General features: G+C 48.0%; 25 protein-coding genes. 16 read left to right on the plus strand and 9 right to left on the minus strand.

Going from position 1 to position 24563, the window contains the following annotated elements:
- Positions 1–92: 92 nt before the first annotated feature.
- Together ACMXI2_RS18080 and ACMXI2_RS18085 are read left to right on the plus strand one after the other, a co-directional pair.
- Positions 93–977 carry an AraC family transcriptional regulator gene (locus ACMXI2_RS18080; protein WP_483777484.1) on the plus strand — a complete coding sequence of 295 codons (885 nt, stop codon included), beginning with the start codon at positions 93–95 and terminating at the stop codon, positions 975–977.
- Positions 874–2490, plus strand: coding sequence for a family 43 glycosylhydrolase (locus ACMXI2_RS18085; RefSeq protein WP_483777485.1), 1617 nt, complete (start codon positions 874–876; stop codon positions 2488–2490). The genes ACMXI2_RS18080 and ACMXI2_RS18085 overlap by 104 nt, the downstream gene beginning before the upstream one ends.
- Before the next feature lies 1 nt (position 2491).
- Here the strand turns inward: ACMXI2_RS18085 and ACMXI2_RS18090 are convergent, their stop codons facing one another.
- Positions 2492–3292, minus strand: a complete 801-nt coding sequence (locus ACMXI2_RS18090; protein WP_483777486.1) for a class I SAM-dependent methyltransferase — start codon at positions 3290–3292, stop codon at positions 2492–2494.
- A 96-nt stretch (positions 3293–3388) separates the two neighbouring features.
- On the opposite strand from ACMXI2_RS18090, the gene ACMXI2_RS18095 reads away from it, so the two are divergent.
- The 3 genes from ACMXI2_RS18095 (at position 3389) to ACMXI2_RS18105 (ending at position 6074) form a co-directional block, all read left to right on the plus strand.
- Positions 3389–4240 (plus strand): alpha/beta hydrolase, encoded by an 852-nt coding sequence (locus tag ACMXI2_RS18095; RefSeq protein ID WP_483777487.1) that lies wholly within the window; start codon positions 3389–3391, stop codon positions 4238–4240.
- A gap of 59 nt (positions 4241–4299) precedes the next feature.
- Positions 4300–5244 carry a hypothetical protein gene (locus ACMXI2_RS18100; protein ID WP_483777488.1) on the plus strand — a complete coding sequence of 315 codons (945 nt, stop codon included), beginning with the start codon at positions 4300–4302 and terminating at the stop codon, positions 5242–5244.
- 116 nt (positions 5245–5360) lie between these two features.
- Complete coding sequence (locus ACMXI2_RS18105) at positions 5361–6074, plus strand: hypothetical protein (protein ID WP_483777489.1); 714 nt, start codon at positions 5361–5363, stop codon at positions 6072–6074.
- Positions 6075–6133: 59 nt separating this feature from the next.
- Here the strand turns inward: ACMXI2_RS18105 and ACMXI2_RS18110 are convergent, their stop codons facing one another.
- The gene (locus tag ACMXI2_RS18110; protein WP_483777490.1) at positions 6134–6769 is read right to left on the minus strand and encodes a MarR family winged helix-turn-helix transcriptional regulator; all 636 of its coding nucleotides are present in this window, start codon (positions 6767–6769) and stop codon (positions 6134–6136) included.
- Positions 6770–6891: 122 nt separating this feature from the next.
- On the opposite strand from ACMXI2_RS18110, the gene ACMXI2_RS18115 reads away from it, so the two are divergent.
- Together ACMXI2_RS18115 and ACMXI2_RS18120 are read left to right on the plus strand one after the other, a co-directional pair.
- Entirely contained in the window at positions 6892–7356 is a 465-nt protein-coding gene (locus tag ACMXI2_RS18115) for a hypothetical protein (RefSeq protein ID WP_483777491.1), read from the plus strand.
- Positions 7357–7370: 14 nt separating this feature from the next.
- A complete protein-coding gene (locus ACMXI2_RS18120) occupies positions 7371–7748 on the plus strand; it encodes a DoxX family protein (protein WP_483777492.1) in 378 nt (125 codons plus the stop codon).
- A 56-nt stretch (positions 7749–7804) separates the two neighbouring features.
- On the opposite strand, the gene ACMXI2_RS18125 is transcribed toward ACMXI2_RS18120, so the two are convergent.
- On the minus strand, positions 7805–8491 hold the full coding sequence (locus ACMXI2_RS18125) for a type 1 glutamine amidotransferase domain-containing protein (RefSeq protein WP_483777493.1): 687 nt from the start codon (positions 8489–8491) through the stop codon (positions 7805–7807).
- Positions 8492–8694: 203 nt separating this feature from the next.
- Here ACMXI2_RS18125 and ACMXI2_RS18130 point away from each other — a divergent pair, with 203 nt between their 5' ends.
- The 4 genes from ACMXI2_RS18130 to ACMXI2_RS18145 all read left to right on the plus strand — a co-directional run bounded on the left by ACMXI2_RS18130 (position 8695) and on the right by ACMXI2_RS18145 (position 11318).
- Complete coding sequence (locus tag ACMXI2_RS18130; RefSeq protein WP_483777494.1) at positions 8695–9261, plus strand: Crp/Fnr family transcriptional regulator; 567 nt, start codon at positions 8695–8697, stop codon at positions 9259–9261.
- Positions 9262–9332: 71 nt separating this feature from the next.
- Positions 9333–9770, plus strand: coding sequence for a MarR family winged helix-turn-helix transcriptional regulator (locus tag ACMXI2_RS18135; RefSeq protein WP_483777495.1), 438 nt, complete (start codon positions 9333–9335; stop codon positions 9768–9770).
- 15 nt (positions 9771–9785) lie between these two features.
- Positions 9786–11015 (plus strand): MFS transporter, encoded by a 1230-nt coding sequence (locus ACMXI2_RS18140; RefSeq protein ID WP_483777496.1) that lies wholly within the window; start codon positions 9786–9788, stop codon positions 11013–11015.
- 36 nt (positions 11016–11051) lie between these two features.
- Entirely contained in the window at positions 11052–11318 is a 267-nt protein-coding gene (locus ACMXI2_RS18145) for a hypothetical protein (RefSeq protein WP_483777497.1), read from the plus strand.
- 68 nt (positions 11319–11386) lie between these two features.
- Here ACMXI2_RS18145 and ACMXI2_RS18150 read toward each other — a convergent pair whose 3' ends face one another.
- A complete protein-coding gene (locus tag ACMXI2_RS18150; protein WP_483777498.1) occupies positions 11387–12841 on the minus strand; it encodes an aminoacyl-histidine dipeptidase in 1455 nt (484 codons plus the stop codon).
- A gap of 87 nt (positions 12842–12928) precedes the next feature.
- Between ACMXI2_RS18150 and ACMXI2_RS18155 the strand changes: the two genes are divergently transcribed.
- Positions 12929–13405 (plus strand): group II truncated hemoglobin, encoded by a 477-nt coding sequence (locus ACMXI2_RS18155; protein ID WP_079472539.1) that lies wholly within the window; start codon positions 12929–12931, stop codon positions 13403–13405.
- Positions 13406–13546: 141 nt separating this feature from the next.
- On the opposite strand, the gene ACMXI2_RS18160 is transcribed toward ACMXI2_RS18155, so the two are convergent.
- Together ACMXI2_RS18160 and ACMXI2_RS18165 are read right to left on the minus strand one after the other, a co-directional pair.
- The gene (locus tag ACMXI2_RS18160; protein WP_483777499.1) at positions 13547–14176 is read right to left on the minus strand and encodes a class I SAM-dependent methyltransferase; all 630 of its coding nucleotides are present in this window, start codon (positions 14174–14176) and stop codon (positions 13547–13549) included.
- Positions 14177–14236: 60 nt separating this feature from the next.
- Positions 14237–14938 (minus strand): DUF2461 domain-containing protein, encoded by a 702-nt coding sequence (locus ACMXI2_RS18165; RefSeq protein ID WP_483777500.1) that lies wholly within the window; start codon positions 14936–14938, stop codon positions 14237–14239.
- Positions 14939–15106: 168 nt separating this feature from the next.
- Here ACMXI2_RS18165 and xth point away from each other — a divergent pair, with 168 nt between their 5' ends.
- The 4 genes from xth (at position 15107) to ACMXI2_RS18185 (ending at position 18453) form a co-directional block, all read left to right on the plus strand.
- Positions 15107–15880 (plus strand): exodeoxyribonuclease III, encoded by a 774-nt coding sequence (xth, locus tag ACMXI2_RS18170; RefSeq protein WP_483777501.1) that lies wholly within the window; start codon positions 15107–15109, stop codon positions 15878–15880.
- A 52-nt stretch (positions 15881–15932) separates the two neighbouring features.
- The gene (locus ACMXI2_RS18175) at positions 15933–16181 is read left to right on the plus strand and encodes a DUF4342 domain-containing protein (protein ID WP_483777502.1); all 249 of its coding nucleotides are present in this window, start codon (positions 15933–15935) and stop codon (positions 16179–16181) included.
- A gap of 82 nt (positions 16182–16263) precedes the next feature.
- Positions 16264–17565, plus strand: a complete 1302-nt coding sequence (locus tag ACMXI2_RS18180) for an esterase-like activity of phytase family protein (protein WP_483777503.1) — start codon at positions 16264–16266, stop codon at positions 17563–17565.
- Between the two features lie 138 nt (positions 17566–17703).
- Positions 17704–18453 (plus strand): AAA family ATPase, encoded by a 750-nt coding sequence (locus ACMXI2_RS18185; RefSeq protein ID WP_483777504.1) that lies wholly within the window; start codon positions 17704–17706, stop codon positions 18451–18453.
- 152 nt (positions 18454–18605) lie between these two features.
- Here the strand turns inward: ACMXI2_RS18185 and ACMXI2_RS18190 are convergent, their stop codons facing one another.
- Genes ACMXI2_RS18190 through ACMXI2_RS18200 form a run of 3 tightly spaced genes read right to left on the minus strand, consistent with a single transcriptional unit; the run spans position 18606 to position 24562 of the window.
- Positions 18606–20882 carry an FAD-dependent oxidoreductase gene (locus ACMXI2_RS18190; protein ID WP_483777505.1) on the minus strand — a complete coding sequence of 759 codons (2277 nt, stop codon included), beginning with the start codon at positions 20880–20882 and terminating at the stop codon, positions 18606–18608.
- A 33-nt stretch (positions 20883–20915) separates the two neighbouring features.
- The gene (locus ACMXI2_RS18195; protein ID WP_483777506.1) at positions 20916–22874 is read right to left on the minus strand and encodes a glycoside hydrolase family 2 protein; all 1959 of its coding nucleotides are present in this window, start codon (positions 22872–22874) and stop codon (positions 20916–20918) included.
- Positions 22875–22876: 2 nt separating this feature from the next.
- The gene (locus ACMXI2_RS18200) at positions 22877–24562 is read right to left on the minus strand and encodes a hypothetical protein (protein ID WP_483777507.1); all 1686 of its coding nucleotides are present in this window, start codon (positions 24560–24562) and stop codon (positions 22877–22879) included.
- Between the last annotated feature and the right edge of the window lies 1 nt (position 24563).

Consider the following 24563-nt stretch of genomic DNA (forward strand, 5'->3'; position numbering starts at 1 on the left):
TTCTGACATAATCCCGGCAGGTGGCGGAAATTCTTATTACTTTCCAATTCCTTTCCGGCTTTTCATATTTTTATGTAAAAGAAGGAAGCGTTATGATGAACTATTATAAATACCTGCCTGTAAGCAGGGAAGATGAGAACTGGGGATTGTGGGTACTGAATACCGGTTGTACACAGGTAGCAGCAACAGACCTCTATCCCGGGAAAAATCATCCTGCGCATCATCATTTCAATTGGAAAAAGGGAAGGGTACTGAACGAGTACCAGGTTATTTACATCACCAACGGGAAAGGTATTTTTGAATCAGACAGCTGCCGCCAGCAGGAAATAAAAGCGGGTACCGTTATCCTGTTATTCCCTGGAGAAAGGCACCGCTACCGGCCGCTCACCGAAACCGGCTGGGATGAATACTGGGTAGGTATGAAAGGACCTGTACTCGACAACCTGCTGAAGGAAAATTTTTTCACACGGGAAAAGCCCTGTTTATATATCGGTTTCCAGGAAGGTACCCTGCAGTTGTTTCATCTCATTATAGAAAAAACAAAACAGGAAAACCCGGGCTACCAGCCGCTCATTGCCGGCGCCGCTCTTCACCTGATGGGAAACATTTATTACCTCGTAAAACAACAGGTAAACGGGAATAAAGAAAAAGAACTGTTGATGAATAAAGCACGGCTGTTATTCCGCGCCAATATCTCTCAACATTATTCACCGGAGCAGGCGGCAGAAGAGTTGCAGGTGGGCTACTCCTGGTTCAGGAAAGAATTTAAAAAATATACAGGCTTATCGCCGTTCCAGTACTATATACAACTTAAAATAGAGAAAGCGAGGGAATTGCTGAATGACCCAGCTGTATCTGTAAAAGAAATTGCCTATGATCTCAGGTTTGATTCTTCGTTTTACTTCTCCAGGATCTTTAAAGAGAAGACCGGCCTTACGCCTACAGACTACCGGAAAAAAGCGCAGGGCGATATTTAATATCGCCTGCTGCATATTACTGCTGGCAGCTAACGTGCATGCCCAAACGAATTCATCGCTTATTAACTTCAACCCGCAGCAACAACAAACCATCCGCTTCAGTACCGCAGGCGCTGCCATTGATGCACACGACGGAGAAATTGCTTACTTCAACGGCACGTACTATCTCTATGGAACCAGCTATGGCTGTGGCTTTGAATGGGGCAAAAAAGATGCGCCCTTTTGCGGATTCAAAGTATATACTTCCACGGATCTGCAAACATGGACCGACAAAGGGTTTTTATTTGACGCCCGCACACCGGTATGGCAAACACGCTGCAATGGCAGTACCTATGGGTGTTTCCGGCCTCATGTGATCTACAATAAAAAAACAAAACAGTATGTGTTATGGATCAATGTATACGATAATCGTATAGGCTTCAGCGTATTTACCAGCCAGCAGCCCACCGGTCCGTTTACTGAAGTAGCGGAGCCAACACTGGCGGTGAACAACAACGGTGCGGTTGCAGGATTGAACAACGGTGATCACGATACCTTTGTGGATGAAGATGGTACTGCTTACATTGCGTATACCGACTGGCAGACAAAAGGTACCATTGTAATAGAAAAGCTCCGCGCAGATTATCTTACCGGCAGCGGCGAACATGTGAAAGCTGTTACCAAAGGAAATACAGAAGCGCCGGCGCTCCTCCGGCGCAATGGCATTTACTACCTGCTGTACTCCGATCCTAATTGCGGCTATTGCGCCGGCACCGGCACTTCTTACCGTCGTGCTGACTCACCGTTAGGTCCGTGGTCTGATGGGGCAAAGATCAGCGACCAATCGTGCGGAGGCCAACCTTCTTTTGTATCTCTTATTAAACTCAACGGCGACAGCGTATTCCTTTATGGCAGCGACCTGTGGAACAAAGCGGCCAAAAATGAAGCGCTGGCTAATTACTACTGGGCGCCGCTTTCTTTTGCAGCAGATGGCACCATTGAACCGATCATCTGTAAAGACAGTATAGCATTGCCACTACGCGCGGCCCTGCCTCCTGCTATGAAAATGATGCCAGACAACAGCAGCGGTCAGGATGGCTTCCGGTTCCAGTGCGACATTCACGGATGTATACAGCGCTCGCAAACCTTTACCCCTACCCGCTCCGGCGTGCTTACTGCCGTAAGCATCACTGCTTTTAAAAGCGGTTATCCCGACGACGACCTTCATATCAGCATTTACCCTGCCGATGATAAAGGTTTGCCTGCAGCAGGAAAAGCACTGTACGAAACGGCGGTTTCACGCGACAGTCTGAGCTGGTCGCCGCAACCGGTCAGCGTAAAACCGCATATAACGGTATCGGCCAAACGCAGTTATGTGATGGTGATCAGATCTTCCACGGGCAGTGGTTGTTATGGCATTACCTATAAAGATGATACTCCCGGTGGTGGTGCAGCTTACAGCGCTGATTGCGGCCAGGTGTTTACTGTTGAAAAGGACCGGGTGCTGAAGTTTAGTACGTATATGGGGAAGTAGGTTAGTCAATCCTTGCCCTTACATCTTTCAGTTTCATCACCATTTTCTCTGCCCGCTCTCCGATCCACGCCTGGTAATCCGCAATGGCGCGAATCCGCTCCTCCTCGGTGCTAAAGCCGCTTTCCACTACCTGCGGACCTCTGAGTTCCGCTACTTTGGACCAGATGCCTGCTTTTTCAGCAAAGTTGCTTTCGCCGCGGGTATATATTTCATCAGCATTCAATACAGCGATGTGATGAAAGCCCAGTTCCTCAAAATGCGCAGTGAGGTGATCGGCTATTTCATTATCCATGCCCGCATCAGCACGCCAGTCGAGGAATGCATTATAGAAGCGCTGCATGCTTTCCGGTGGTGCGGGAGTCCATTCCAACTGGGTATGGTTGTAGTCTAAAATAGAAATGTATCCGCCGGGTTTCAGCAGGGATTTAAATTTCAGCAGCGCTTCACGCGGGTTGTTTAACCATTGCAGTACACGTGCTGAAACGATGAGGTCAAATTTTTCCGCGGGGTTGTAGGCAAACAGGTCGGCTTCCAGCAATGTTAAGTTAGCCAGATCTGCGTGATCGGTGTTGCCTTTGGCGATTAAGTGTGCGCTGCTGTCGATACCCACCACGGTTCCTGTTTGCCCCACTGCACCGGCTATTCCGGCGGAGATGGCGCCCGTGCCGCAACCTACATCCAGCACACGCATGCCTTCCCTGAGCAGTGGTATCAGCGTAGCGTAGCTGTTTTGCAAACTCCTGCTATCTAAAATGCTGCTGTCTTTTGGCATAACGGCTCTTTCATTCGCGGTATTACTCATGGGGATCTGTTGTTTGATCAGGAAAAGATGAATTTAAATATAACATTTTGTAAACAAAAATTTGCTATACTTTACGACGTATCTAAATTAACAGCCATGACCCGTTATGTGACTTCCGTAATAGTATTGCTGATAATGGCCGGATGTTCGTCTGACGCAGATAAACAAAGTAAAACCGCTGTAATGCGTTTGTATTCCAAAGCGGTGGCCGATTCCTTTTCTATCTTCATACATCTTCCTGCTGATTATAACCCGGAGCAATCCACAAAATACCCGGTGGTGTACCTGCTGGATGCCAACCTGTATTTTGATGTGATGGCGGTGACCCTGGATAAATATGCCGAAGTGGGACTGGCGCCCAACGTGATTTTGGTGGGTATTGGTTATAAAGATTTTCCTTCGATGGATTCTTTAAGAAACCGGGACGACACTTATCCTGTGGCGATCCCGGAATATGAAATGAGCGCCAGTGGCGGGGCAGATAAATTCCTGTCGTTTATACACGGTCAGCTGATCCCGGCGGTAGATCAGCAATACCGCACCGATACCACGAAGCGCGTGCTGATGGGACACTCGCTGGCTGGTTATTTTACTGCGTATACGCTTTACCGTGATCTGACCGGAACTTCCACCGGCTTCAGTGGATATATTGCGGCGAGTCCGTCATTGCATTATAATCATTACTACCTCCCCGAGCAGCTGAAAACAGTGCCGATAAAGGATAGCGCGCGGGCAAAAGTGAAGGCATACTTTACTTTCGGAGGGCAGGAAGAACCGGAAGCTGGTGATTCCGGCGCCCTATCGCTACAGGCGTTGATGGCGCAACTAACGGCTTCCGTCTCCCAAAAAATCACCTATCGGGGCGACATTTATTCCAACCTGGGACATATGGATACACAGCTGCCAACTTTTATAAAAGGGCTTCAGTGGATACTGCCATCCGAATAATGAAGTGTTTTTCAAACCATTTAGCCGGTTGTTTGTAGTGTATGAAGAAAAACGCCCGCATGAAAACACGCCGTTTCCCTTTGCTTTTTGCCGGCATGGCACTGGTGTTGTTATACGCCTGTAAAACCACGCGGGTGATCAACAGCACCAAGCTGACCATTACCGGTAACTATTGCGCACCGGCGGCCGCCTTCAGCAACAACCAGGATACCATTCCCCTAAAAAATACCGATTCACTGATAAAGGCGAACCCCGATTTACCGGTACATGAGGTGTTAATGGCCAATGCTACCGGCACGCTGTTCCTGATCAGGCGGATGAAGGAAATAACCGGCGATACGACTTTGGAGGGGCTGATGAGAAGATCTGAACTCCGGTCGAAAATCCAGCACCGCTTGCTATTGGCCACAATGGAAATTGCCGGTATTGCCGCAGAACTGGACTGTGAAGGTGAAAAGGCCGACCAGTTGGCCAAATATCTCGATAACTTCAACAGCAAAAGGAATACCCGCTTAACAGTGGCTTCCATCATTACCGGCGCGCTGACCACTATTGCGACGGTTGCTATCAAAGAAGATGGTCCGCAGAACGCCGTTGCCATCGGCGGGGGCCTGCTTTCCGCAGGATTGGGCGCCTTAACGATCAATGCCGCCGGGAAGAGGATCAGGTTCGCGCATCTCCGGAATGTATTATCTGACATCTGGTATATGCCGGATACTTCTGCCATTTATCCTCCTTTTACCTGGTATGTGCTGACTGAAAAACATTTCAGCAACAGCCGGCAGATATCACTGGCGGCTAATGTTAAAAAAAGATGGGAGCGGTTTGATCTTGGGGGGAATGCCAGCACCTCCGACAAACAGCTGTTTTTTGGCGATGGCGGTGTGTATAAAGCCGACGACCTTCATACCCGTGCCGCGATGGTAAATGAGCTGCAATCTACCATCCGGTCGGTGAACCAGGATCTGCAACGGCTCCTGCATTACCTTGTCAGCATCGAATAACGGGTAATTTTTCCCGATTGCGTAAATAATATTCCCTTTTCGCCACCGGTGCGGTCCTCTCCCGGCATAGCTTTGCCCATATTGCAGATGATGCTCCATTTATAAATCAAGATATAATGAAAAAATTCCTGTTTTCTGTTATTTTATGCTGTAGCCTTCAACCGCTTTTTGCCCATGCCATCTGGATTGAAACCGTTACTACCGGGAAGATCGGGCAGCCGCAGGAAGTAAAAGTTTTCCTGGGAGAATATGCAGATAACGAGCGCGATTCTATCCGGAACTGGTTCAGTAATATGAAAGATTTCACCCTGTACCTGGTGAAGCCCGACGGACAAAAAGAAAAACTGACCTGCACCGCCAACGGCAATTATTTCACCGCAACCTTTACGCCTGCTGTTGCCGGTACGCACGTATTATCCATTGATCACACCGTGCAGGAAGTATACAGCGGCAGTAAGATCCATTATTATGCGATGGGCCTGGTGAAAGTCAACAACTCTTTAACCGGCGCCGATAACGTAAAAGACTATACGGATTTCTCCCTGCTGACGAATCTCAAAAAAACAAACAAGCTGCATCAGCCGGCCACCGTGCAGTTAAGCTATAAGAAGGCAGTTCCGGCAGCCGGCGAAGTAACTGTACAATCGCCGGAGGGATGGACTAAAAAGTTCAAAGCCGGACAGGCTGGTGACGTTACTTTTTCACCCGCGTGGGCGGGCCGCTACATGCTGGAAGGTACTTTTACAGAAGAAGCCAGCGGGCAACATGAAGGCAAAGATTTTAAAAGCGTATGGCATTGTGTTACTTACTGTATGGATGTAGATAAGTAAACGAAAACAGCAGGTTGTGATACCATTCGTATGACCGACTGGCGGTTTGATGTGAAGTATTAGCGTTTATCCGTTATGATCTCCGCATAAATATCTTCGAAATCTCTTCCCTTGTGCGACTGCCAGATACCGGCGAATTTTGTTTCCACCCCTTTCAGCAGCTGTACGCATAACTTACGGTCATCGTCTGTCATGTCGTGAAACATTACTTCCGCGAGCTGGCTGATCCGCCGCCTGCACAGGATCAGTACTTTTTCTCCTTTGGGCGTTACTTTTAACCGTTTGGAGCGCTTGTCTTCTTTATCGTCATATTCGGCGAGATAGCCGAGCTTTTTCAGGCGGTTTAGTTTATCTGTGCCGGTAGACAGCTCCTGCAGCGCCGCGTAGATGGCTTCTGTTTTCCGGGGCTCCTTTAACTGTGCCACGGTATTGAGCAATGAATATTCATCGATGGTGTTGATGCCGGTACCATCCAATGCCGCCACCGTGTAAATGGTATGTAACTTAAAGATCCTTCCGATTACCCGCATCAATACGCCTTCACTTTGTACCGGCAGAAATTTCCCTTCCGGCGGAACAGGCTTGCGTGTTTGCTTGTGTGCAAGGTAATACCTGCAAAATTCCTCAATGCTGCTTTCCGGATGCTGATCATCAAATGCCCCCCATTCAGTAACCAGTTCTACGGCTTTATTCATGCTACATATTTTATTTTCGAAGCAATAATAGAAAAAATACTCCGGATTTTTTGTTTTTACTATATTTCCGTTATACATTTACTATTATTATTTCGATTCTGTCATATAAAAATCATAGTCAGATGTCAACACAGATTATTTTCCAGGGCTTCGTTGTGCTCCACCTCATAGGGTTTCTGCTCTTTGCCGGTACGTCGGTAGCGGATTTTGTGGGTTTCCGGCAGTTCTGGAAGCAGTACGACCTGGATAAAAGCAAGGCAGCCACCGTGATGCAGGCCATATCCGTTTTCCCGGTATTAATGAGGGTAGGGATCGGGCTGATCATTCTTTCCGGCATAGGCATTATGTACATAACGCATGGCGTTTTTGGCGAACAGCTATGGTTCCGGGTGAAGTTTGGCCTGGTGATCGTTATTATCCTCAATACGTTCCTTTTCGGACAGCGGCAGAAAAAACAGTTACAGAAGTCCTTTGAAACGTCTGCCGGCACGGTTCAAAAGATCAGGGGCAACATCAGTTTATTCCACACCGTGCAATTATTGTTCGTTTTTATCATCATCCTGTTGAGCGTTTACAAATTCAACTGATCAAATTGAACATCATGAAAAAAGATAAAATCATTTACTGGACGGCCACGCTTATTCTTACCGGCGTGATGTTATGGAGTGCCTTTAATTTTGCCTTCAATCCTGAAATGAAGGGCGCCTTCGCCCACCTGGGGTTACCCAACTGGTTCCGGATAGAACTGACCGTTGCCAAGTTTCTGGGTTCACTGGCGCTCCTGTTGCCTTTTACGCCACCGAAGCTGCGGGAGTTTGCCTATTTTGGGTTTGGCATTACATTGATTTCCGCGGCCATTGCGCATTTGTCGAGCGGTGACAGCGTATTGCTGGAAATAGGTCACACATCCTTTTTTGTAAGCCTGGTAGTTTCTTATGTTTACTATCACAAACTGCACTCACCTGTGGTGGTTGCCTAAAAAAGTAAAGCCTTCAGACCGGGCGTGTCTGAAGGCTTTATATTGCTATTGTTATATTATTTCACACCCAGTGCTGCGATTACTTTTTCGCCTGTTAACTGAGCGGAAGCTGGGTTCTGGCCGGTGATGAGGTTACCATCGGCTACGGCAAAGGGTTGCCAGTCGGCCCCTTTTACATAATTTGCTCCACGCTCCTTCAACATATCTTCCAGGGAAAAAGGTACTTCAGCGGTAGTTTGACCGGCCACTTCTTCACTGTTGGTGAACGCCGATATTTTCTTCCCTTTTATCAACGGCGCACCCGTTTTGTCCTTTACGTTTTTCAGCGCCGCAGGAGCATGGCATACCAGCGCCACCGGTTTTCCTGCTGCATAAAATGTTTCTATCAGCTGCGCGGATTTGGCATTATCTGCCAGGTCCCACATGGGGCCATGTCCGCCGGGATAAAACACTGCGTCATAATCCGCTGCCTGCACGTCTTTCAACAGCACCGTGTGGTTCAATCTTTCCTGTGCTGCCGGATCTTTGAGAAACCTTTTTACTGATTCCGTGCTATAATCGGGCGCTGTACTTTTTGGATCAATGGGCGCCTTTCCACCTGCGGGTGATGCAATGGTTACCTGGAACCCTTTGTCGGTAAACAGGTAGTAGGGCGTGGCAAATTCTTCTATCCAGGTACCTGTTTTATGCCCGGTACTTTTTACTTCGCTGAAAGAACTCACTACGATAAGTATTTTTTTCATAGACAGATGATTAATTGTTTTTGTACGCTGGCTATATGCCTCAAAAGCCAGAAAGGGCAATAGCAACAGCAATAAGCCTGTTTTTTTAATTCTCATTTACCTGATTTTTATGCAAAGCTGGTATTTATACGTATGCTGTGGAAGGAAACAGATCACCATTTAATTGTGATCCAGGTCACAGCTTTTATGTTAATTTGTATCTTATGAGTAATGTGCTAAGACAACATATCGAACAGATTTCCCCCCTCACGGATACGGAATTCGATCATATACAGTCGTACTTCACGGAAAAAAAACTGCGTAAGCACCAGTTCCTGGTGCAGGAAGGGAACCTGGTAGGACATGAATATTTTGTGGTAAGCGGGCTATTAAAAGCGGCCTACTTTAATGAAGCCGGGAAAGAGCATATTATCCAGTTTGCGATGGAAAACTGGTGGATCACCGATTACCAGGCGTACGTAAATCAAACAACTGCAAATCTGAATATTGATTGTGTAGAAGCATCCACCCTGTTAAGTTTATCTTTTGATAATAAAGAGAAGCTCTGTAAAGCTTCCCATAAAATGGAACATTTTTTCCGGGTGAAAGCCACTTCCGGCTATGTAGCCTCCCAGCAGCGGATCCTGTCGCTGCTTAACAATGATGCACAGTCGCGCTACGAACAATTACTGGCGCAATACCCTTCTCTTTTCCAACGGGTTCCAAAAACATTGATTGCCGCCTATCTTGGCGTATCGCGTGAAACGCTGAGCCGTTTCTCCGGTAAGTAACCCTTTCTTTTTATTCTCCCGGAAATAATTCAGTATATTTGTAAGGTAAACTTATAACTTTACCTTACTATATGGCTTCCGGAAATCCGAATCAACTTGCTGCACAACTTCGTCCCCTGCTTGCCAGGCTGGTGAGAAAGCTGCGAAAGCTGTCGCCCGTCAATGAGCAGTTATCGCAGCGTGAGCGTTCTGTGCTGGTATTACTGGACCAGCACGATTACCTGTTATCGGCAGAACTGGCGGTAATGGAAAAAATGACGCCGCAATCGATGGGGCAATTACTCCAACATCTTTTCCAGCAGGGTTTAATCAACAGAACGGCCTCTCCCGACGACAAGCGGAAGATTCATATTTCCCTGTCTGCCGCAGGTAAAGAGCGGATGCAGCGGGTACGGAAAGAGCGGAACGAGTGGTTGAGTAAAGCCATCAGCGAGGTTTGCACAAAAGAAGAGCAGGCAATCCTGCTGGCGGCCATCGGGCCTTTATCAAAATTGGTGGAGTACGAATAAAAGCGGGGAACTAACATGAACATCAACACTTTTAATGCTTTCAGGAGTCGCAATTACCGGTTATATTTCAGTGGACAGTCCATATCACTGATAGGTACCTGGATGCAGAAAACTGCCGTCAGCTGGGTAATTTATTCGCAAACACATTCCAAGTTCATGCTCGGGCTTACTCTTTTTGCGAGCATGTTTCCTTCCTTTGTATTTTCCTTCCTGGGCGGTGTAGCTTCGGACCGCTACAACCGGTACAAGCTGTTGCTGATGACCCAGTTTGCCTCCATGATCCAGGCGGTTTTATTAACCGTGCTGATTTACTTTAAACACTATGAGGTGTGGCAGATCATTGCACTGAGCGCCTTCCTGGGCCTCATCAACGCTTTTGACGTACCCGCGCGGCAGTCGCTGGTATATGAAATGGTAGAGGACAAAGCAGACCTGCCCAATGCACTGGCGCTGAATTCTTCGATGGTGAATTTGTCGAGGTTAATTGGCCCGGGCATTGCCGGGCTGGCGCTCGAAAAATTCGGGGAAGACATCTGTTTTGGTATCAACGCCATCAGCTTTATTGCCGTAATAGGATCGTTACTGTATATGAAGCTCCCGGCTTACACTCCAAAAGTGCGTACTACCAATATGCTGGGCGAACTAAAAGAAGGATTTGCCTATATCCGGGCCACTCCGGCCATTTCGCTGATATTACTTACGCTGGCCTCCGTGAGCCTGCTGGTATTGCCTTATACCACGCTGATGCCCGTGTATGCCAAAGATATTTTCAAAGGCAATGCCTCCACCTTTGGAGTGATAGACAGCGCCATCGGGATGGGCGCATTTTGCGGGGCTATTTTCCTCGCTTCCCTCAAACCAGGAAAAAATCTCCGGAAGATCCTGGCGCTTAACACGCTGGTATTCGGCGCCGGACTCGTGCTGTTTTCCCATTCCACCATTTATCCAATTGCATTGATATTCGCCACTATAGCAGGTTTCGGCATGATGTCGCAGATCACGATCAGCAACACCCTGATCCAGACAACGGTAGATCCGGCGATGCGGGGCAGGGTGATCAGCTTTTATGCGATGGCGTTTTTCGGGATGCAGCCTCTTGGCGGATTGCTGGTAGGCGCTGTTTCCCAATGGATAGGTACCCCCAATACCGTGCTGCTGCAGGGTGTGGTGACCATCATTATCGGCGGACTCCTTTTCCGGCAACAACAATTACAACCCGTAACCGGATTGCCCGCACATACCTAGAAACCTTATCTTTAAGGCGATATGTTAACCAACCAGATGAAATCAATACTGTTGACCACGCTCCGTGCCCAAAACCTGGAAAGTGTATGGAAAGGCTATGCCGCCGCCGATATTCATCCCGCAACAGATCCCTCGCAGGAATACCAGGAGCTGGTATTACATGCCAACAACCCCGGTGATATTCCGCCCAATACATCTAAAATGATTATTCTGACCAGCGACAAGCGGTATGAGTTGAAAGTGACTTCTTCAGAAACAGAAAATGCGATGATCCGTTTCCGTTATATAGCCAGGGAGAAGTGAGTGTCCGGAATGAGATGTTAATAACTAACAAGGCTTCCGTTCTTTCGAACGGAAGCCTTTTATGAACCTTATTTAACCGGTATTTCCCGGAGAATATGCAGCAGGTAATCGTAGAACTTTCCAACAGAAGATATCTGCACCTTTTCATCCGGGGAATGTGCGCCGCGGATGGTGGGGCCGAAAGAGATCATATCCGGGTTGCCCAGGTGTGCGCCCAGGATGCCGCATTCGAGTCCGGCATGACAGGCGCCTACATTAGGCGTATGCGTGAAATGATCTTTATACAGTTCCAGTAATAACCGGAGCACGGCGGAATCGGCATCAGGCTTCCATCCGGGATAGTCGCCGCCCTGGTTTATTTCGCAGCCAATAATTTCAAATGCAGCGCTTACTGCGGTAGCTACCTCGTTTTTGGTACTTTCCACGCTGCTGCGTTGCAGGGACTGCGTAATAAACACACCGTCCTTAGCCTGTACCCTGGCCAGGTTAGAGGAAGCTTCCACCAGTCCGGCGATATCAGGGCTCATGCGGAATACGCCGTTGGGTACGGCATAAATGGCGCGCAGCAACTGTTTGAGATATACCGGGTCCATTACCAGCGACGGTACCGCGGTTTCTTTGCATTCCAGTACGAAAGACGGTTCTATGGTTTTATATTCTTCTTTTATAGTAGCCTCAAATTCACTGATAACGCGGGTAAACTTTTCCTTATCCGCTAATGGAACGGCAACAACGGCCTGTGATTCGCGGGGGATCGCATTCCGGAGGCTGCCGCCGTCTAAACCGGCCAGTTGTATATTTACCTGCTCTGCAGCTTTATACAGGAGCCGGTTCATCACTTTATTGGCGTTGGCCCTGCCTTTATGGATTTCCATTCCGGAGTGGCCGCCCAGCAATCCTTTGATACTGATGTGAAAGGCAATAGCACTCTTAACTACCGGCACTTCTTTATAAGTGCCTTTAGTGTTTGTATCGATGCCGCCGGCGCAACCAATGGTCAGTTCGTCTTCCTCTTCTGTATCCAGGTTCAGAAGGATCTTCCCGGAGAAGTTAGCCGGGTCCAGTTGTTTGGCGCCGGTCATACCGGTTTCCTCATCGATGGTAAACATGGCCTCAATGGCAGGGTGCGGGATGTCCTTTGCGGCCAGTACCGACATGATAGCGGCTACGCCGATGCCATTGTCTGCGCCGAGGGTGGTACCACGTGCTTTCACCCAGTCGTTATCCACGTACATATCGATGCCCTGGGTATCAAAGTCAAATACGGTATCACTGTTTTTCTGATGAACCATATCGAGGTGCGACTGGAGGATGACCGTTTGGCGGTTTTCCATGCCTGTTGTTGCCGGCTTTTTGATCACTACATTCCCGATGGCGTCTTTGACTGTTTCCAGGCCGAGACGTTTTCCGAAATCCATCATAAAAGCGATTACCCTCTCTTCCTTTTTGGAAGCGCGGGGAACGGCATTCAGTTCAGCAAAATGCTGCCATAAGTGTTTTGGTGATAAATCTTTTATTTCCATTGAAATAATATTAACCGTTGATTGAAGGTATTTGTAAAGATAATTCATCCGGAGATATTATCTTTAGCATAATCAAGCACCCTGGTAATGACTTCAGAGAAAAAAATCCCCACACTATACGAATGGGCTGGTGGTATGCCCGTATTTGAGAAACTGATGAATGCCTTTTACGACAAGGTATTGCAGGATGAATTATTAGCGCCGGTATTCCGGCATATGTCGCCCGCGCATCAATTGCATGTGGCACATTTTATTGCTGAAGTTTTCGGCGGACCAAAAATGTACAGTGAAGAAGAGGGTTCTCATTTCAGGATGATCCAAAAGCACCTGGGCAAACATCTTACAGAACAACACCGGAAAAGATGGGTACAGCTGCTGATAGAAACAGCCGACACACTAAACCTCCCGGATGATCCCGAGTTCAGGTCTGCTTTTGTAGCGTATATCGAATGGGGTACACGCATAGCTGTGATCAACTCGCAGGAAACGGAAGTGCCCCTGAAGCCGGATGAGCCGATGCCGAAGTGGGGATGGGGAGAACCAGGCGGGCCTTATATTCCTTAGGGCTGTCCCCTGCCCTTTCCCAATCTTTCCTGATCCTTAGCAAGATGACGGGATAAGGGATGTCGGGTAACATCCAGAAAATACTTTTCACCAGTATTACAACGCTTATTCCAACATGGGAAATAGTAATGTAGGTATAAGTTATATTCCCGCAATGATGATCAGGTCTGTTGTAGTGCTTCCATCGGCGGCAGGGTATTGCTTCCGCTGGATATCCATTATTTTAAAACCGTTTGCATTCAATGCGTTTACCAGGTAATCGGCCTGATGATAGTACATATACAGCTCATCGCCCGCACCCGAGCGCTGGAAACCAGATCTGGCATAATCATCTTCCATAGTACTGATATAAAATACTCCGCCGGGTAACAACAAACGGGCAGCATCTCCTATCATTTTCACGGCCTCTTCCCGGCTGAGATACGGCAGGCAAAAGCCGCACATGATCCCGTCGAATAATTTGTTCAGCCGGAGGATATCCCGGCCATCCATCAGTATAAACTCCGCCTGCGGATTATTGCTGCGGGCCAGTTCCAGCATATTGGGCGCTAAGTCGATTCCCAGCAGGTGAAAATCGGGCCGCTTTTGCAGCAGGTACCTCGTGATGTTACCGGGACCACAGGCAATCTCCAAAACAGCCGCTGTTTGTTTTGAGATGCTGTTGCAGAAAAGATCAAATGAGTCGTGGTATAATGCCACGTCCATAAATTTATCCTGGTATTGAACGGCGCGTTTATCAAAAACGTTGATGGCCATCTGTAGTTTGTCCATACCTGAATTTATGAAAATAATTTATATACTCCGCTGGCAGCGGAATCACACCACTTACATCTACTCTGTAAGGCCGTTAGGGTCCATTGTAAGCGCTTCGCTCATGTAGTCTAAAAACGGGCGCATGGCTTTAAATGTGAGGTTTACTTCTTTCAGAAAATCTTCGCCTAACACTTCCTTATCAGAAAACTTCCTCACCAGCACAAACTGTTTATGACGCAACAGGTCGATGGCTTCATGATCCGGGGCGAAACCTTTGGGAGCCGTTTTTAGCTGTTCTCCTTCCAGCGTTTTAAAGAAAGTTTTGAAAGATTTGCTGTTGAGAATCTTTCTCAGTGATGCGGGATCAAACGCGATCTCTTCCCGGATCCGCTTCAGGTCTTCCGGAACGGGGCCCCAGAAGCCGCCTGCCACAAAGCTGTTACCTTCTTCAATATGGAAATAATATCCGCCCCTGCGGAATTTGGTGGCACGTTTAAAGCTGCCGCTCCAGTGGGTTTTATAAGGAGTTTTATCGTTGGAGAAGCGGGTATCCCTGTAAATGCGGAACAGGCTTTTTTTACCGGAGGGCGTTTCTATCAGGTCGTGTACCGAAAGCTCTGCCAGCAGTGCTTCTGCAAATTCTTCTACCAGGGCCAGTTCTTTCTGGTAAGTGGGTTTGTGGGTATTAAACCAATCCCTGTTATTATTCTCTTTTAATTTACTTAAAAAATTAAAGCCCGACGGGTGTATGTGTGGTTGTGATATATGCTTCTTAGCCATGATGTTCCGTAATTTATAAAACCTGCTACCGGGTGATAACAGGTTTTACAAAAGTAAGTTTTTCCGTTTGCCGGGGCAAACGGAAGCAGATAATTACATATATTCACAAACGCCTGGCAGCGGAATTATGCTGCTGAAACAGGAACCCAAACAAATAAAACAGCATCCATGAAAATAGCCACGTACAATGTTAACGGCGTCAATGGACGTCTTCCGGTATTACTGCGCTGGTTAAAGGAAACGGCTCCTGATGTGGCCTGTCTGCAGGAACTAAAGGCGCCTCCTGAAAAATTTCCGGAGCAGGCTATCCGCGATGCCGGCTATCTTCCTATCTGGCATGGACAGAAAAGCTGGAACGGCGTAGCGATCCTCTCCCGGATAGGTGAGCCTAAGGAAATAAGAAGAACGCTTCCCGGCGACCCCGAAGATATCCATAGCCGTTATATTGAAGCCGAGATCAATAACATCACGATCGGCTGTCTTTATTTACCAAACGGCAATCCCGCTCCCGGCCCTAAATTCGATTACAAACTAAACTGGTTTAAACGCCTGACAACACATGCCGAAGAGCTGCTGGCGGCCAAAATACCGGTAGTACTCACAGGCGACTATAACGTAATGCCCACCGAACTGGATGTATACAAACCGGAACGTTGGGTAGATGACGCACTGTTTCGCCCGGAAACACGTGAAGCATTCAGAATGCTGAGAGATCTGGGCTGGACAGATGCCATCCGGAAACTATACCCTGATGAAAAGATCTATACCTTCTGGGATTATTTCCGCAATGCGTATGGCCGTGACGCCGGCTTGCGTATCGATCACTTTTTACTGAGCCCGCAGCTCGATAGCCGCCTTGTTGCCGGCGGGGTAGACCGTAATGTGCGCGGATGGGAGAAAAGCAGCGATCATGCACCTGTATGGATAGAGTTGGCAGAGTAGCGGATTATCTCACCAATTCTTAGTACCTTAAAAGATCAAATACCTGTTTACTATGACCACAAAAGAAACGTTCACCCTCCACGGTGAGAACCTGTTAAAAAAGATCAAGGAACTGATAGCAGAAGGCAATGTAAGAAAGATCACTATCACGGATAAAGAAGGGAAAGAACTGATGACCTTCCCCCTTACCATCGGAGTGGTGGGTGCATTACTGGCGCCTGTTTTTGCAGCTGTTGGCGCACTGGCAGCCCTCATCGGCGAGTGCAGCATTACGGTAGAAAGGGAACCTGAAAAGGAATAGCAATTTCATGATTTGATAATATTCCGGTAACATAGTCTTCATACGGAAAGGGCACATTTGCGCCCTAAACGTATCAACCACTATGACTGTAGTACGCTACTTTGCTCCATTGGGATTTGTGTTCCTTTTTGCCTGCCAGAAAAACGACACCCCTCCTGACAACAATAATATTTCTTATCCTGCCAAAGCCACCCTCGCTGGTGCTGTAGTAATGACCACCAACACCGCCGGCGTAAAAGTGTATAATGGCGGTTATGGATCTTCTATTGTAAACGTACCCGGGCAGCCAGGTTATTTTTACCTGATGACTGACCGTGGCCCGAATGCAGATGGCATTATCAAGGACTCCAAAATATTTGCCGTACCCGGATTTAATCCACAGATCGGGAAGTTTAAATTAAACGGCGATTCATTGGTATTGGTAGAAACCATTCACATCAAATCCGCGGCGAACGTACCGGTAACAGGACTTCCAAATCCTGCAGGATCAGGCGGTACAGGAGAAGTGGCGCTGGATAAAGATGGTAAAACGCTTCCTGAAGACGCAGAGGGCATCGACTGCGAAGGTCTTGCCGTGGCAGCTGACGGAACTTTCTGGTTGAGCGATGAGTACGGACCTCACCTGGTACACCTCGACAGAAGCGGTAAAACGCTGGAAAGGATCAACCCCTTTGGCACCGGCGCCGGTGGCCGGAAGATCCCGAAAGTATTTGCTATGCGCCGTGCCAACCGCGGCATGGAAGGGCTCACCATTACGCCCGACGGCAAAACACTGGTCGGTATTATGCAATCGCCTTTATACAATCCTACCAAAGATGCGGTGAAGAACTCCCTGTTTACCCGTATCCTCACCTATGATATCGCCTCCGGTCAAACGAAGCAATACCTCTATAAACTGGAAAACAAAAATACCGCCAACAGTGAAATCACTGTGATCAGCAACACTACCTTCCTGGTATTGGAGCGCGACGGGGAGTTCCCTGGAGATCCGGCCAAACCATCATTGATTAAAAGGATCTATAAAATTGATCTGTCGGCGGCCACTGATATTTCTGATGCAACTGATGGCGCAGGCGGCAAACTGGTGAATGGCAAAACAGTGGAAGTATTAACGGACACAGAACTGCAAACAGCCGGTATTAAAACCGTTTCCAAATCGCTGGTGGTTGATCTGTTGAAAGATATTACCGGTTATCCGCATGATAAACCGGAAGGTATTGTACTGGTGAACAGCACTACCCTGGCGGTTAGCAACGATGATGACTTTGGTATCGTTCCTCCCGATCCGGTTAACAATACTTATATCCAGAAAATACTGCCGCTTACCGGTAAAACGGATTTTAATACAGTGTATTTTATTAAGCTCGCTACACCACTGTTTTAAACGATATATTACTTTAACCTGCAACGCCTGCGCCGAGCGCGGGCGTTGTGCGTTATACAGGCGTTTAAAACATGGATAGCGGACAGGTTACTTTCTATTAAGGTTTTCCCTTATTTTCACCCCAAATAAAGAAAAGCTATGCTTACGCAAAGGGGCTTAACAGCAATTACACTCAACAGGGAAAAGATCACTGTTCCCGGGGAATATCCTTTTAACATACCAGCGTTGAAAAACCTTTCAACCCTGCAGCTGCATCCTAAGGTTACTTATCTTTCCGGTGAAAACGGTATGGGTAAATCCACCCTGATAGAAGCTATTGCCGTGGCCTGTGGTTTTAACCCGGAAGGCGGATCGTTGAATTTCAGTTTCTCCACCCGCGCTTCCCATTCCATATTGCATCAGTATATCCGGGTAGCCAGGGCAGCAGTGCGCGCAAAGGATGGATTTTTCCTGAGAGGCGAGAGTTTTTTTAACGTGGGTACCAATATTGAAGAACTGGATAAAGAAGGTGACGCCCCGAAAGTGATTGACAGTTATGGCGGCGTGTCCTTACATGAGCAATCACACGGGGAGGCGTTCTGGTCTTTGCTGGTGCATCGCTTTTCCGGCAACGGCCTGTACATACTGGATGAACCCGAAGCCGCGCTTTCCCCTACGCGGCAAATGGCTATGCTTACAAGGATGCATCAGCTGATCGGGCAGCAGTCGCAGTTCATTATTGCCACGCACTCCCCTATTGTAATGGCTTACCCCGATTCCATTATTTACCAGCTCACAGAAAGCGGGATCAAAAAAACCAGTTACACAGAAACAGAAAATTACAAGATCTCCCACCATTTTATTAACAACTACGAGAACATGGTGAAGATCCTGCTGGAAGATGTTTAATCTTTTAAAACAGGCACCACACAACTATACGCTGTATAACGCAGTTCACTCCATGCGTTTGTTCCGGGGAATTTAATGGTAAAAAACCTCCAGATCTCCCGATCTGAAGGTTTCTCCATGCTTATAGTATAGGAATCAAAACGAACACTTCTCTAATAACAACGTACCGTAAACAACGCAGCAGGCACATTGGCAGACGGATGCTCCAGCTCAATGATCAATGTATCCGTTATAACAGGTTGCTGCAATTGAATACGGTTGTGCGTCTGGTAATTATCTGTTTTCTCTGCTACGATATTTCCGGCGGCATCTTTGATCCTGTAATGTCTTACGCAGAAAGGCATTACTGTTTCGGGATGCGACATCAATACGGATTCCATCGGATGATCATAATCTGTATCCAGGAACAGGTCGATGGTACTGATCTCTTGCGGTACATTCCATTTCAGCGTTAACCGGGGCTGCGGATCGTTCCAGTCGGCCACCCAGGCATTGGGGGCGGACGTAGGCCGGTCGGTTCCGTTACGGATATTTTCTGCCTGAAACAGATTGATGCCCTGGTGATATTTTAAATCGATATTATGCCCTTCCGGCCGGCGTTGCGGGCACCAGAACTCAAATGCTTCCATGCCGATATCTTCCGGAGGCGTTTGTTTGCCGTAATTGGAAACAGCTTTATTTACGCTATTGAATACAGACAACATCCCGGTTACTCTCTTCTCTGTAAAATGCAATTCCACCGCCGGATTTTTCATAAAGGTGACGAATGCGTAGGCGGTATTTTCCATAGATGTATTAAAGCGAAGGTCCACACAATTTCTGCCGGGATGTAACGGGATCGTTTGTTTTACCAGGGTGATATCCGGCGTGTAGTTGCCGGGCTTACTGCTGATACGCAGTTCCACTTCCAGTTCGGTATTGCCGGTGGCATCCGCATGAAAAACAAAGGGAGCCACTTCTCCTTTTTGCAAAGGCAGCATCTGTGCTACGGAAAGCGTTAACGGCTTCAGGAGCGGTTTACCCGGAAACTCTTTAAACACCAGTTCGCTGGATGCGGTGATCACAGCGGATTGTACAAGGTCCTGGCTATCCTTTAATACTAACCCGGGAACATATTGCCCGGTTTTAAGCAAGCGTTGTTGTAAGGCGGCAATGTGTCCTTTGTTAAAAATGTCTGCGGGCAAAATATTTTTCTCTTTACAAACAGCGGCGGCTACTCCCACGGCCTGCGACACATAAGCCGCGGTAGCCATTACCCGGGTGGAGGCGAACGCCACGTGCGACGCGCTGATGATGCGTCCTGCCAGGAAGAGGTTGGTGATATTATTGCTGTACAGGCTGCGGTAGGGAACCTGGTAGATGCCTTTGCTATGCCATTGATTGCAACCGGGTTTTTCACTGAAAACGCCGTCGGCGGGATGCAGATCAACAGACCAGCCGCCGAATGCCACCGCATCTTCATGGGTGCGTTGTTCAATAACATCCTGTTGTTTCATCATGTAATCTCCCTCAAAGCGGCGACTTTCCCTTTTGCCGGGGATAGCGCCAACCCATTCCAGGGTAAGCGTGGCTGCTTCGGGGAAGTTGCCGGAGTTTTTGATATAGTCCCATACGCCGTATATGACTTTCCACAACTCCCATTTGATATCTTCTGTATCGTGTACGGTATCAAGCCGGCCGCCATATTCCACCCACCAGAGGCGGCAGCCGAAATCCTTTGCGTTGAATGTTTTAAACCGCGGGATCTTTGTAATGTCTTTCAGGGCAAACTCAGGAGGGATGAATGTTACCGGCTTGCCGGTATCTTTACTGTAAAAATACAGGGTGTGTCCGAGTAGTTCTCCATAGGTGGCGGAAGGAGCAAATTTTTCACCGAATTCTTCCCTGCTTTCTGCGCCCATGCGGAAGGCGGCGCCCGACAGGAAGCCCACTACCCCATCGCCGGAGGCATCGCAGAACAAGGGGGCGCTCAATACATATTCTTTCTGGTTCTGGCTGCAAAAAGCTTTCACCGAGCTGATGGTAGTAGCGTCCTTTTTTTCGACTGCGTATACGGCTGTATTTAACAACAGGGTGATATTCGGTTCTCTCTTCACTTTATCCAGCAGCACCATATCAAATATAATAGGGTTACCTTCCGGGTTACGATAGGTATTTTCTACCAGGATCTCATCAACCAAACCACCTTCCCTCGCCCAGCGATTGTTATTGCCCATGTGTGATGTGGCGCCCAGTATCCATAAGCGGATTTCACTGCTTGAATTCCCTCCAAGTACCGGTCTGTCCTGCACCAGTACCACTTTTAATCCTTGCCTGGCCGCTGTGATGGCACAGCACACGCCTGAAAGGCCACCACCGGTGATGACCAGGTCCGCGTTGAGGGCTATGCCGGGGAAAGAGCGGCTGTTTGTTTCTCCAGATTTTATCATGATTGTACGGTTATAATTTTAGCGATTCGCGTGCTATTCCTTGATATTTTTTGTTACTACTACAAAGCCACCGGGTTTCACCAATGCTACAGTGAGCGTTTTACCGGTAACGGGTATGGTTACTTCCTGGCTTTCACCGGGCTTCAGTGTGCGTAACTCCACTGAATTGTTGCCATACCTGAGCTGGTAATTGCGTAATACGTAAGAAGGAAAGTCAACACGGGCAGTGATCTTAACAATGGCCTTATCTTCATTTATCTTTACCAGTTCAATAATAGCGGGAGAAAATTCCTCCTGCCATACAGCGTACACGGAACGCAGGGTTCTGTCAGGCGCCACCAGTCCCCATGCGCGGTAACCGTTTGCATCTGTTCCGGGATACCGGCTCATGTAGTCGTTAAACGTCCATACGGAGGCGCCAATGAGGTAATCGCACTGGCGGAATACCTGCATAGCTCTTTTGAAATAGGCGATGCGGTCTTCTTCTTTCCCGTTTTGTGGCAGCCGCATACCAAACTCGCTGATGTAAACGGGTTTGTTGGGATATATTTCATGAATATGCCGGAGATGCGCCAGCTGATCGTTGCCATAAATATTGGTGCTGATAAAATCCACGTACAGCGAAGCTTCATCTTCCGGGCGTTTTACATAATCGCGCCAAACATTAAAGCTGGCAAAGGTTACAAGGCGACTCGCATCCAATGATTTTACATATACGCCCATATCCTTTACCCAGGAAATACCTTCCGGTGTTTGCGACTGGAATTCATTTCCCAGGCTATAGGCAATGATGCTGGGGTGATTCCAGTCGCGTTCCACCATTTCCTTCAGCTGCGACTGATACTTCGCCCGCATCAGCGGATCGGCCATCTGGCGGGGCGTCATTTGCCAGTTACCGGCTTCAGTGATGATGAGCAGGCCATGTTTATCCGCCCAGTTGAGCATACTTTCAGACACCGGGTAGTGGCTGATCCTGGACAATTCCATGCTGCCACTTTTGATAAGGCCCAGGTCTTTTTCCAACACATCATCCGGATCAAGGGAACCGTACCCGGGATAGTCCAGCGGCCGGTTACAGCCGCCCATACGGATAGGTTCCCCATTCAGCAACAGTTGCGTGCCTTTAATTTCCAGCCGGCGGATGCCAAATGTTTTCCTCATCGTATCAGCACCGGCAATCACCTCCGCTTCATAAAGATCCGGCGCGTCCTGGCTCCATAATTTTGCAGACGGCAGCACGCCTTCCAGTGTTACCTGTGAAGCATTGGCGGCTGTTTGTTTAAAGCGGATACTATTTTTGTTACCCGACTGATAGATGTTAACTTTTACATCGGGCGACTGATAATTTTTCAGCGAAGTGATTACCTGAATACGGGCAGTTCTCTTTTTAAGATCCGGTTCGGCTACCACTTTTATGTTTTGTATAAAGGCAGCAGGCCGCGTAACAACATGCACCGGCCTTGTGATGCCACCATAGTTCATCCAGGCATATAGTTGTGTCACATTCGGCGCATCTTTGGCATCGCTGGCTTTGGCGCCGGGAATGGTGGTAGTGTCCCAGGCATTACTTACCGATACCGCAAGCGTATTTTTATCTTTGAGCAACTGCGTTACTTCTATTTCAAAAGGCGTATAGCCGCCCTCGTGTTCACCGGCTACCTGCCCGTTCAGCCAGATCTTTGCTTTATAAAAAACGGCGTCAAATTGCAGGAAAGTACGTTCCCCTTTCCGCAAAACAGGTGCATTGAATTTTTTAAAATACCACGCTGTTCCTGTATAGAAAAAATAACGCTTATCTACCGAAAAACTATGCGGCACCTGTACTTTATCAAATCCTGCGGAAGCAAAATCTGTGGCGTACCACTTATCGGGTACTCCCCTGCCCAGCGGGTCTAACGCAAATGTCCATACGCCATTGAGCCGCGCCTTTGAAGCTCCCTGCGCCATTGCAAGGAAAGGACATAACAATAACAGGAGCAGTATATTTTTCATCTTCATTTTTCAGTATTATTTTCAAAGATTACCTGACCGGTGTTACTAGTGTTTACTTTAAAAGATTGATTTACCGAGATGAAATGATTATTGGTAATCTTCAGCAGTTTAATACCACTGGCATCGATACCCACAGGCGCATTGGAAAAGGTACAGTGCTCAAACTGTATAGTACCAATCGCCATTGCTTCGGTACCGCTGTTGCCAATGCCTACCAGCCCGGCTTTACCTATGCGCGACACCCATCCGCTGGCATTGAAGCTGCATTCCCTGATCATCACATCCTGCGGGAAAGTGGCTTCATTATGCGTGGTAATTTCTGTGCCCAGCACCAGCGCGGGATACATTATATGATCATAGGAAACCTGCTGCAGCCTGGCTTTGGTGCATTTGATAACGCCTGCGCATCCGGCAATGTTCCTGAAGGCAGCATGCGATAACCTGTATTCATCAATATCCCAGTCGTACACCGTGATAAGTGTGCCGGCCTGTACAAAACCAGGCAGGGAATCCTGCAGGGTGATAACGCCATAAATCCCGCCATCACCTGCGGGTTCCGGTTGCCAGCCGGCCGGCATTTTATTCACTACATTATTTCCATTCCAGAGTCCGATGCTGTCGTTTAAAAAAGGGGCTATACCCGTATACCTTTTCCATACCCGTATTTTATTATATGCAAGCCTTTCTTTCACCTGGAAGAAGGAACTATGCACGTTTTGCCCGTCCCAGCGAACACCTTCCACGTACATACTATCTATTGCTACCAGGCCATTGCAGCTGTTTATCTTCCAGGCGTCACGTGGGCCTACGGCCAGTTGCCGGCCCGTGGCTTTGAATACGATTTGTTGCGCAGTGATATTTTTGCAGGCGTAAGTATGGATGCCAAACCCTGCGATGTTTACCATTGAGATATTCCGGAGAACAAGATCATTGCAGTTATTTATCGCCACCTGGAACATGGTTTCTCCGCCGAAGTGCCAGGAAACTATATCTCCCACGGTAAGGCGCAACGCAAAGCGGGCGTTATTCATCCGCATATAATTCTTCTGTTCCCGTGTTTCCAGTTGCCAGTAGAGTTGCTGCGTGGCCACATCATCAACGAAAGTAAGACTTGGTACCTGTTTCAACATACGCGCAGCGCTGTCCCATATATTGGCAGTATAACAGCCCATGCCGTTAACGGCCGGCAGTCCGTCGAATACTTCCACTACTACATGCGAGGAATCTTTCTCTATTACGGTTCCGGCAGTAGCATACTGCGGATCGTTATCAAACGCCAGGTTTTCTATCACCAGGTTACTGCACTGATCAAAACGCATGTGCGGAGGCAATACCGTGTTATTCTGCTGCGGATTCTTTTTCACCAACCATGTGGCAGGCGTATGATCCGCGCTCACGGCGCCCTGCAAGTGCAGCCCTGCATATGCGGCAAGACCCGTATAAGCATTCAGCCCGGCCGCACTTACCTGTAGCAGATCATAACGACCACTGTCGAAAAGTATGGTGGCTATATGATTTGCTTTTGCATAATTCAATGCATCCTGTATACTTTTGGCATCATCCTGTCCGTCGTTGGGGATAGCTTGAAAATCTTTTACATGTATGGATTGTGCGGACACATGGATGCAGGCAGTCAGCAAGATGACTGCTGTTGTCCTGAGAAATTTATGTATCTGCGTGTTGTACATA

It is taken from the genome of Chitinophaga sp. G7 BAM 1005 (assembly GCF_057126945.1).

Coding starts and splice junctions, on each gene's coding strand:
- ACMXI2_RS18080 (WP_483777484.1), top strand. CDS start 93: ATGATGAACTATTATAAATACCTGCCTGTAAGCAGGGAAGATGAGAAC.
- ACMXI2_RS18085 (WP_483777485.1), top strand. CDS start 874: ATGATCTCAGGTTTGATTCTTCGTTTTACTTCTCCAGGATCTTTAAAG.
- ACMXI2_RS18090 (WP_483777486.1), bottom strand. CDS start 3,292: ATGAGTAATACCGCGAATGAAAGAGCCGTTATGCCAAAAGACAGCAGC.
- ACMXI2_RS18095 (WP_483777487.1), top strand. CDS start 3,389: ATGACCCGTTATGTGACTTCCGTAATAGTATTGCTGATAATGGCCGGA.
- ACMXI2_RS18100 (WP_483777488.1), top strand. CDS start 4,300: ATGAAAACACGCCGTTTCCCTTTGCTTTTTGCCGGCATGGCACTGGTG.
- ACMXI2_RS18105 (WP_483777489.1), top strand. CDS start 5,361: ATGAAAAAATTCCTGTTTTCTGTTATTTTATGCTGTAGCCTTCAACCG.
- ACMXI2_RS18110 (WP_483777490.1), bottom strand. CDS start 6,769: ATGAATAAAGCCGTAGAACTGGTTACTGAATGGGGGGCATTTGATGAT.
- ACMXI2_RS18115 (WP_483777491.1), top strand. CDS start 6,892: ATGTCAACACAGATTATTTTCCAGGGCTTCGTTGTGCTCCACCTCATA.
- ACMXI2_RS18120 (WP_483777492.1), top strand. CDS start 7,371: ATGAAAAAAGATAAAATCATTTACTGGACGGCCACGCTTATTCTTACC.
- ACMXI2_RS18125 (WP_483777493.1), bottom strand. CDS start 8,491: ATGAAAAAAATACTTATCGTAGTGAGTTCTTTCAGCGAAGTAAAAAGT.
- ACMXI2_RS18130 (WP_483777494.1), top strand. CDS start 8,695: ATGAGTAATGTGCTAAGACAACATATCGAACAGATTTCCCCCCTCACG.
- ACMXI2_RS18135 (WP_483777495.1), top strand. CDS start 9,333: ATGGCTTCCGGAAATCCGAATCAACTTGCTGCACAACTTCGTCCCCTG.
- ACMXI2_RS18140 (WP_483777496.1), top strand. CDS start 9,786: ATGAACATCAACACTTTTAATGCTTTCAGGAGTCGCAATTACCGGTTA.
- ACMXI2_RS18145 (WP_483777497.1), top strand. CDS start 11,052: ATGAAATCAATACTGTTGACCACGCTCCGTGCCCAAAACCTGGAAAGT.
- ACMXI2_RS18150 (WP_483777498.1), bottom strand. CDS start 12,841: ATGGAAATAAAAGATTTATCACCAAAACACTTATGGCAGCATTTTGCT.
- ACMXI2_RS18155 (WP_079472539.1), top strand. CDS start 12,929: ATGACTTCAGAGAAAAAAATCCCCACACTATACGAATGGGCTGGTGGT.
- ACMXI2_RS18160 (WP_483777499.1), bottom strand. CDS start 14,176: ATGGACAAACTACAGATGGCCATCAACGTTTTTGATAAACGCGCCGTT.
- ACMXI2_RS18165 (WP_483777500.1), bottom strand. CDS start 14,938: ATGGCTAAGAAGCATATATCACAACCACACATACACCCGTCGGGCTTT.
- xth (WP_483777501.1), top strand. CDS start 15,107: ATGAAAATAGCCACGTACAATGTTAACGGCGTCAATGGACGTCTTCCG.
- ACMXI2_RS18175 (WP_483777502.1), top strand. CDS start 15,933: ATGACCACAAAAGAAACGTTCACCCTCCACGGTGAGAACCTGTTAAAA.
- ACMXI2_RS18180 (WP_483777503.1), top strand. CDS start 16,264: ATGACTGTAGTACGCTACTTTGCTCCATTGGGATTTGTGTTCCTTTTT.
- ACMXI2_RS18185 (WP_483777504.1), top strand. CDS start 17,704: ATGCTTACGCAAAGGGGCTTAACAGCAATTACACTCAACAGGGAAAAG.
- ACMXI2_RS18190 (WP_483777505.1), bottom strand. CDS start 20,882: ATGATAAAATCTGGAGAAACAAACAGCCGCTCTTTCCCCGGCATAGCC.
- ACMXI2_RS18195 (WP_483777506.1), bottom strand. CDS start 22,874: ATGAAAAATATACTGCTCCTGTTATTGTTATGTCCTTTCCTTGCAATG.
- ACMXI2_RS18200 (WP_483777507.1), bottom strand. CDS start 24,562: ATGTACAACACGCAGATACATAAATTTCTCAGGACAACAGCAGTCATC.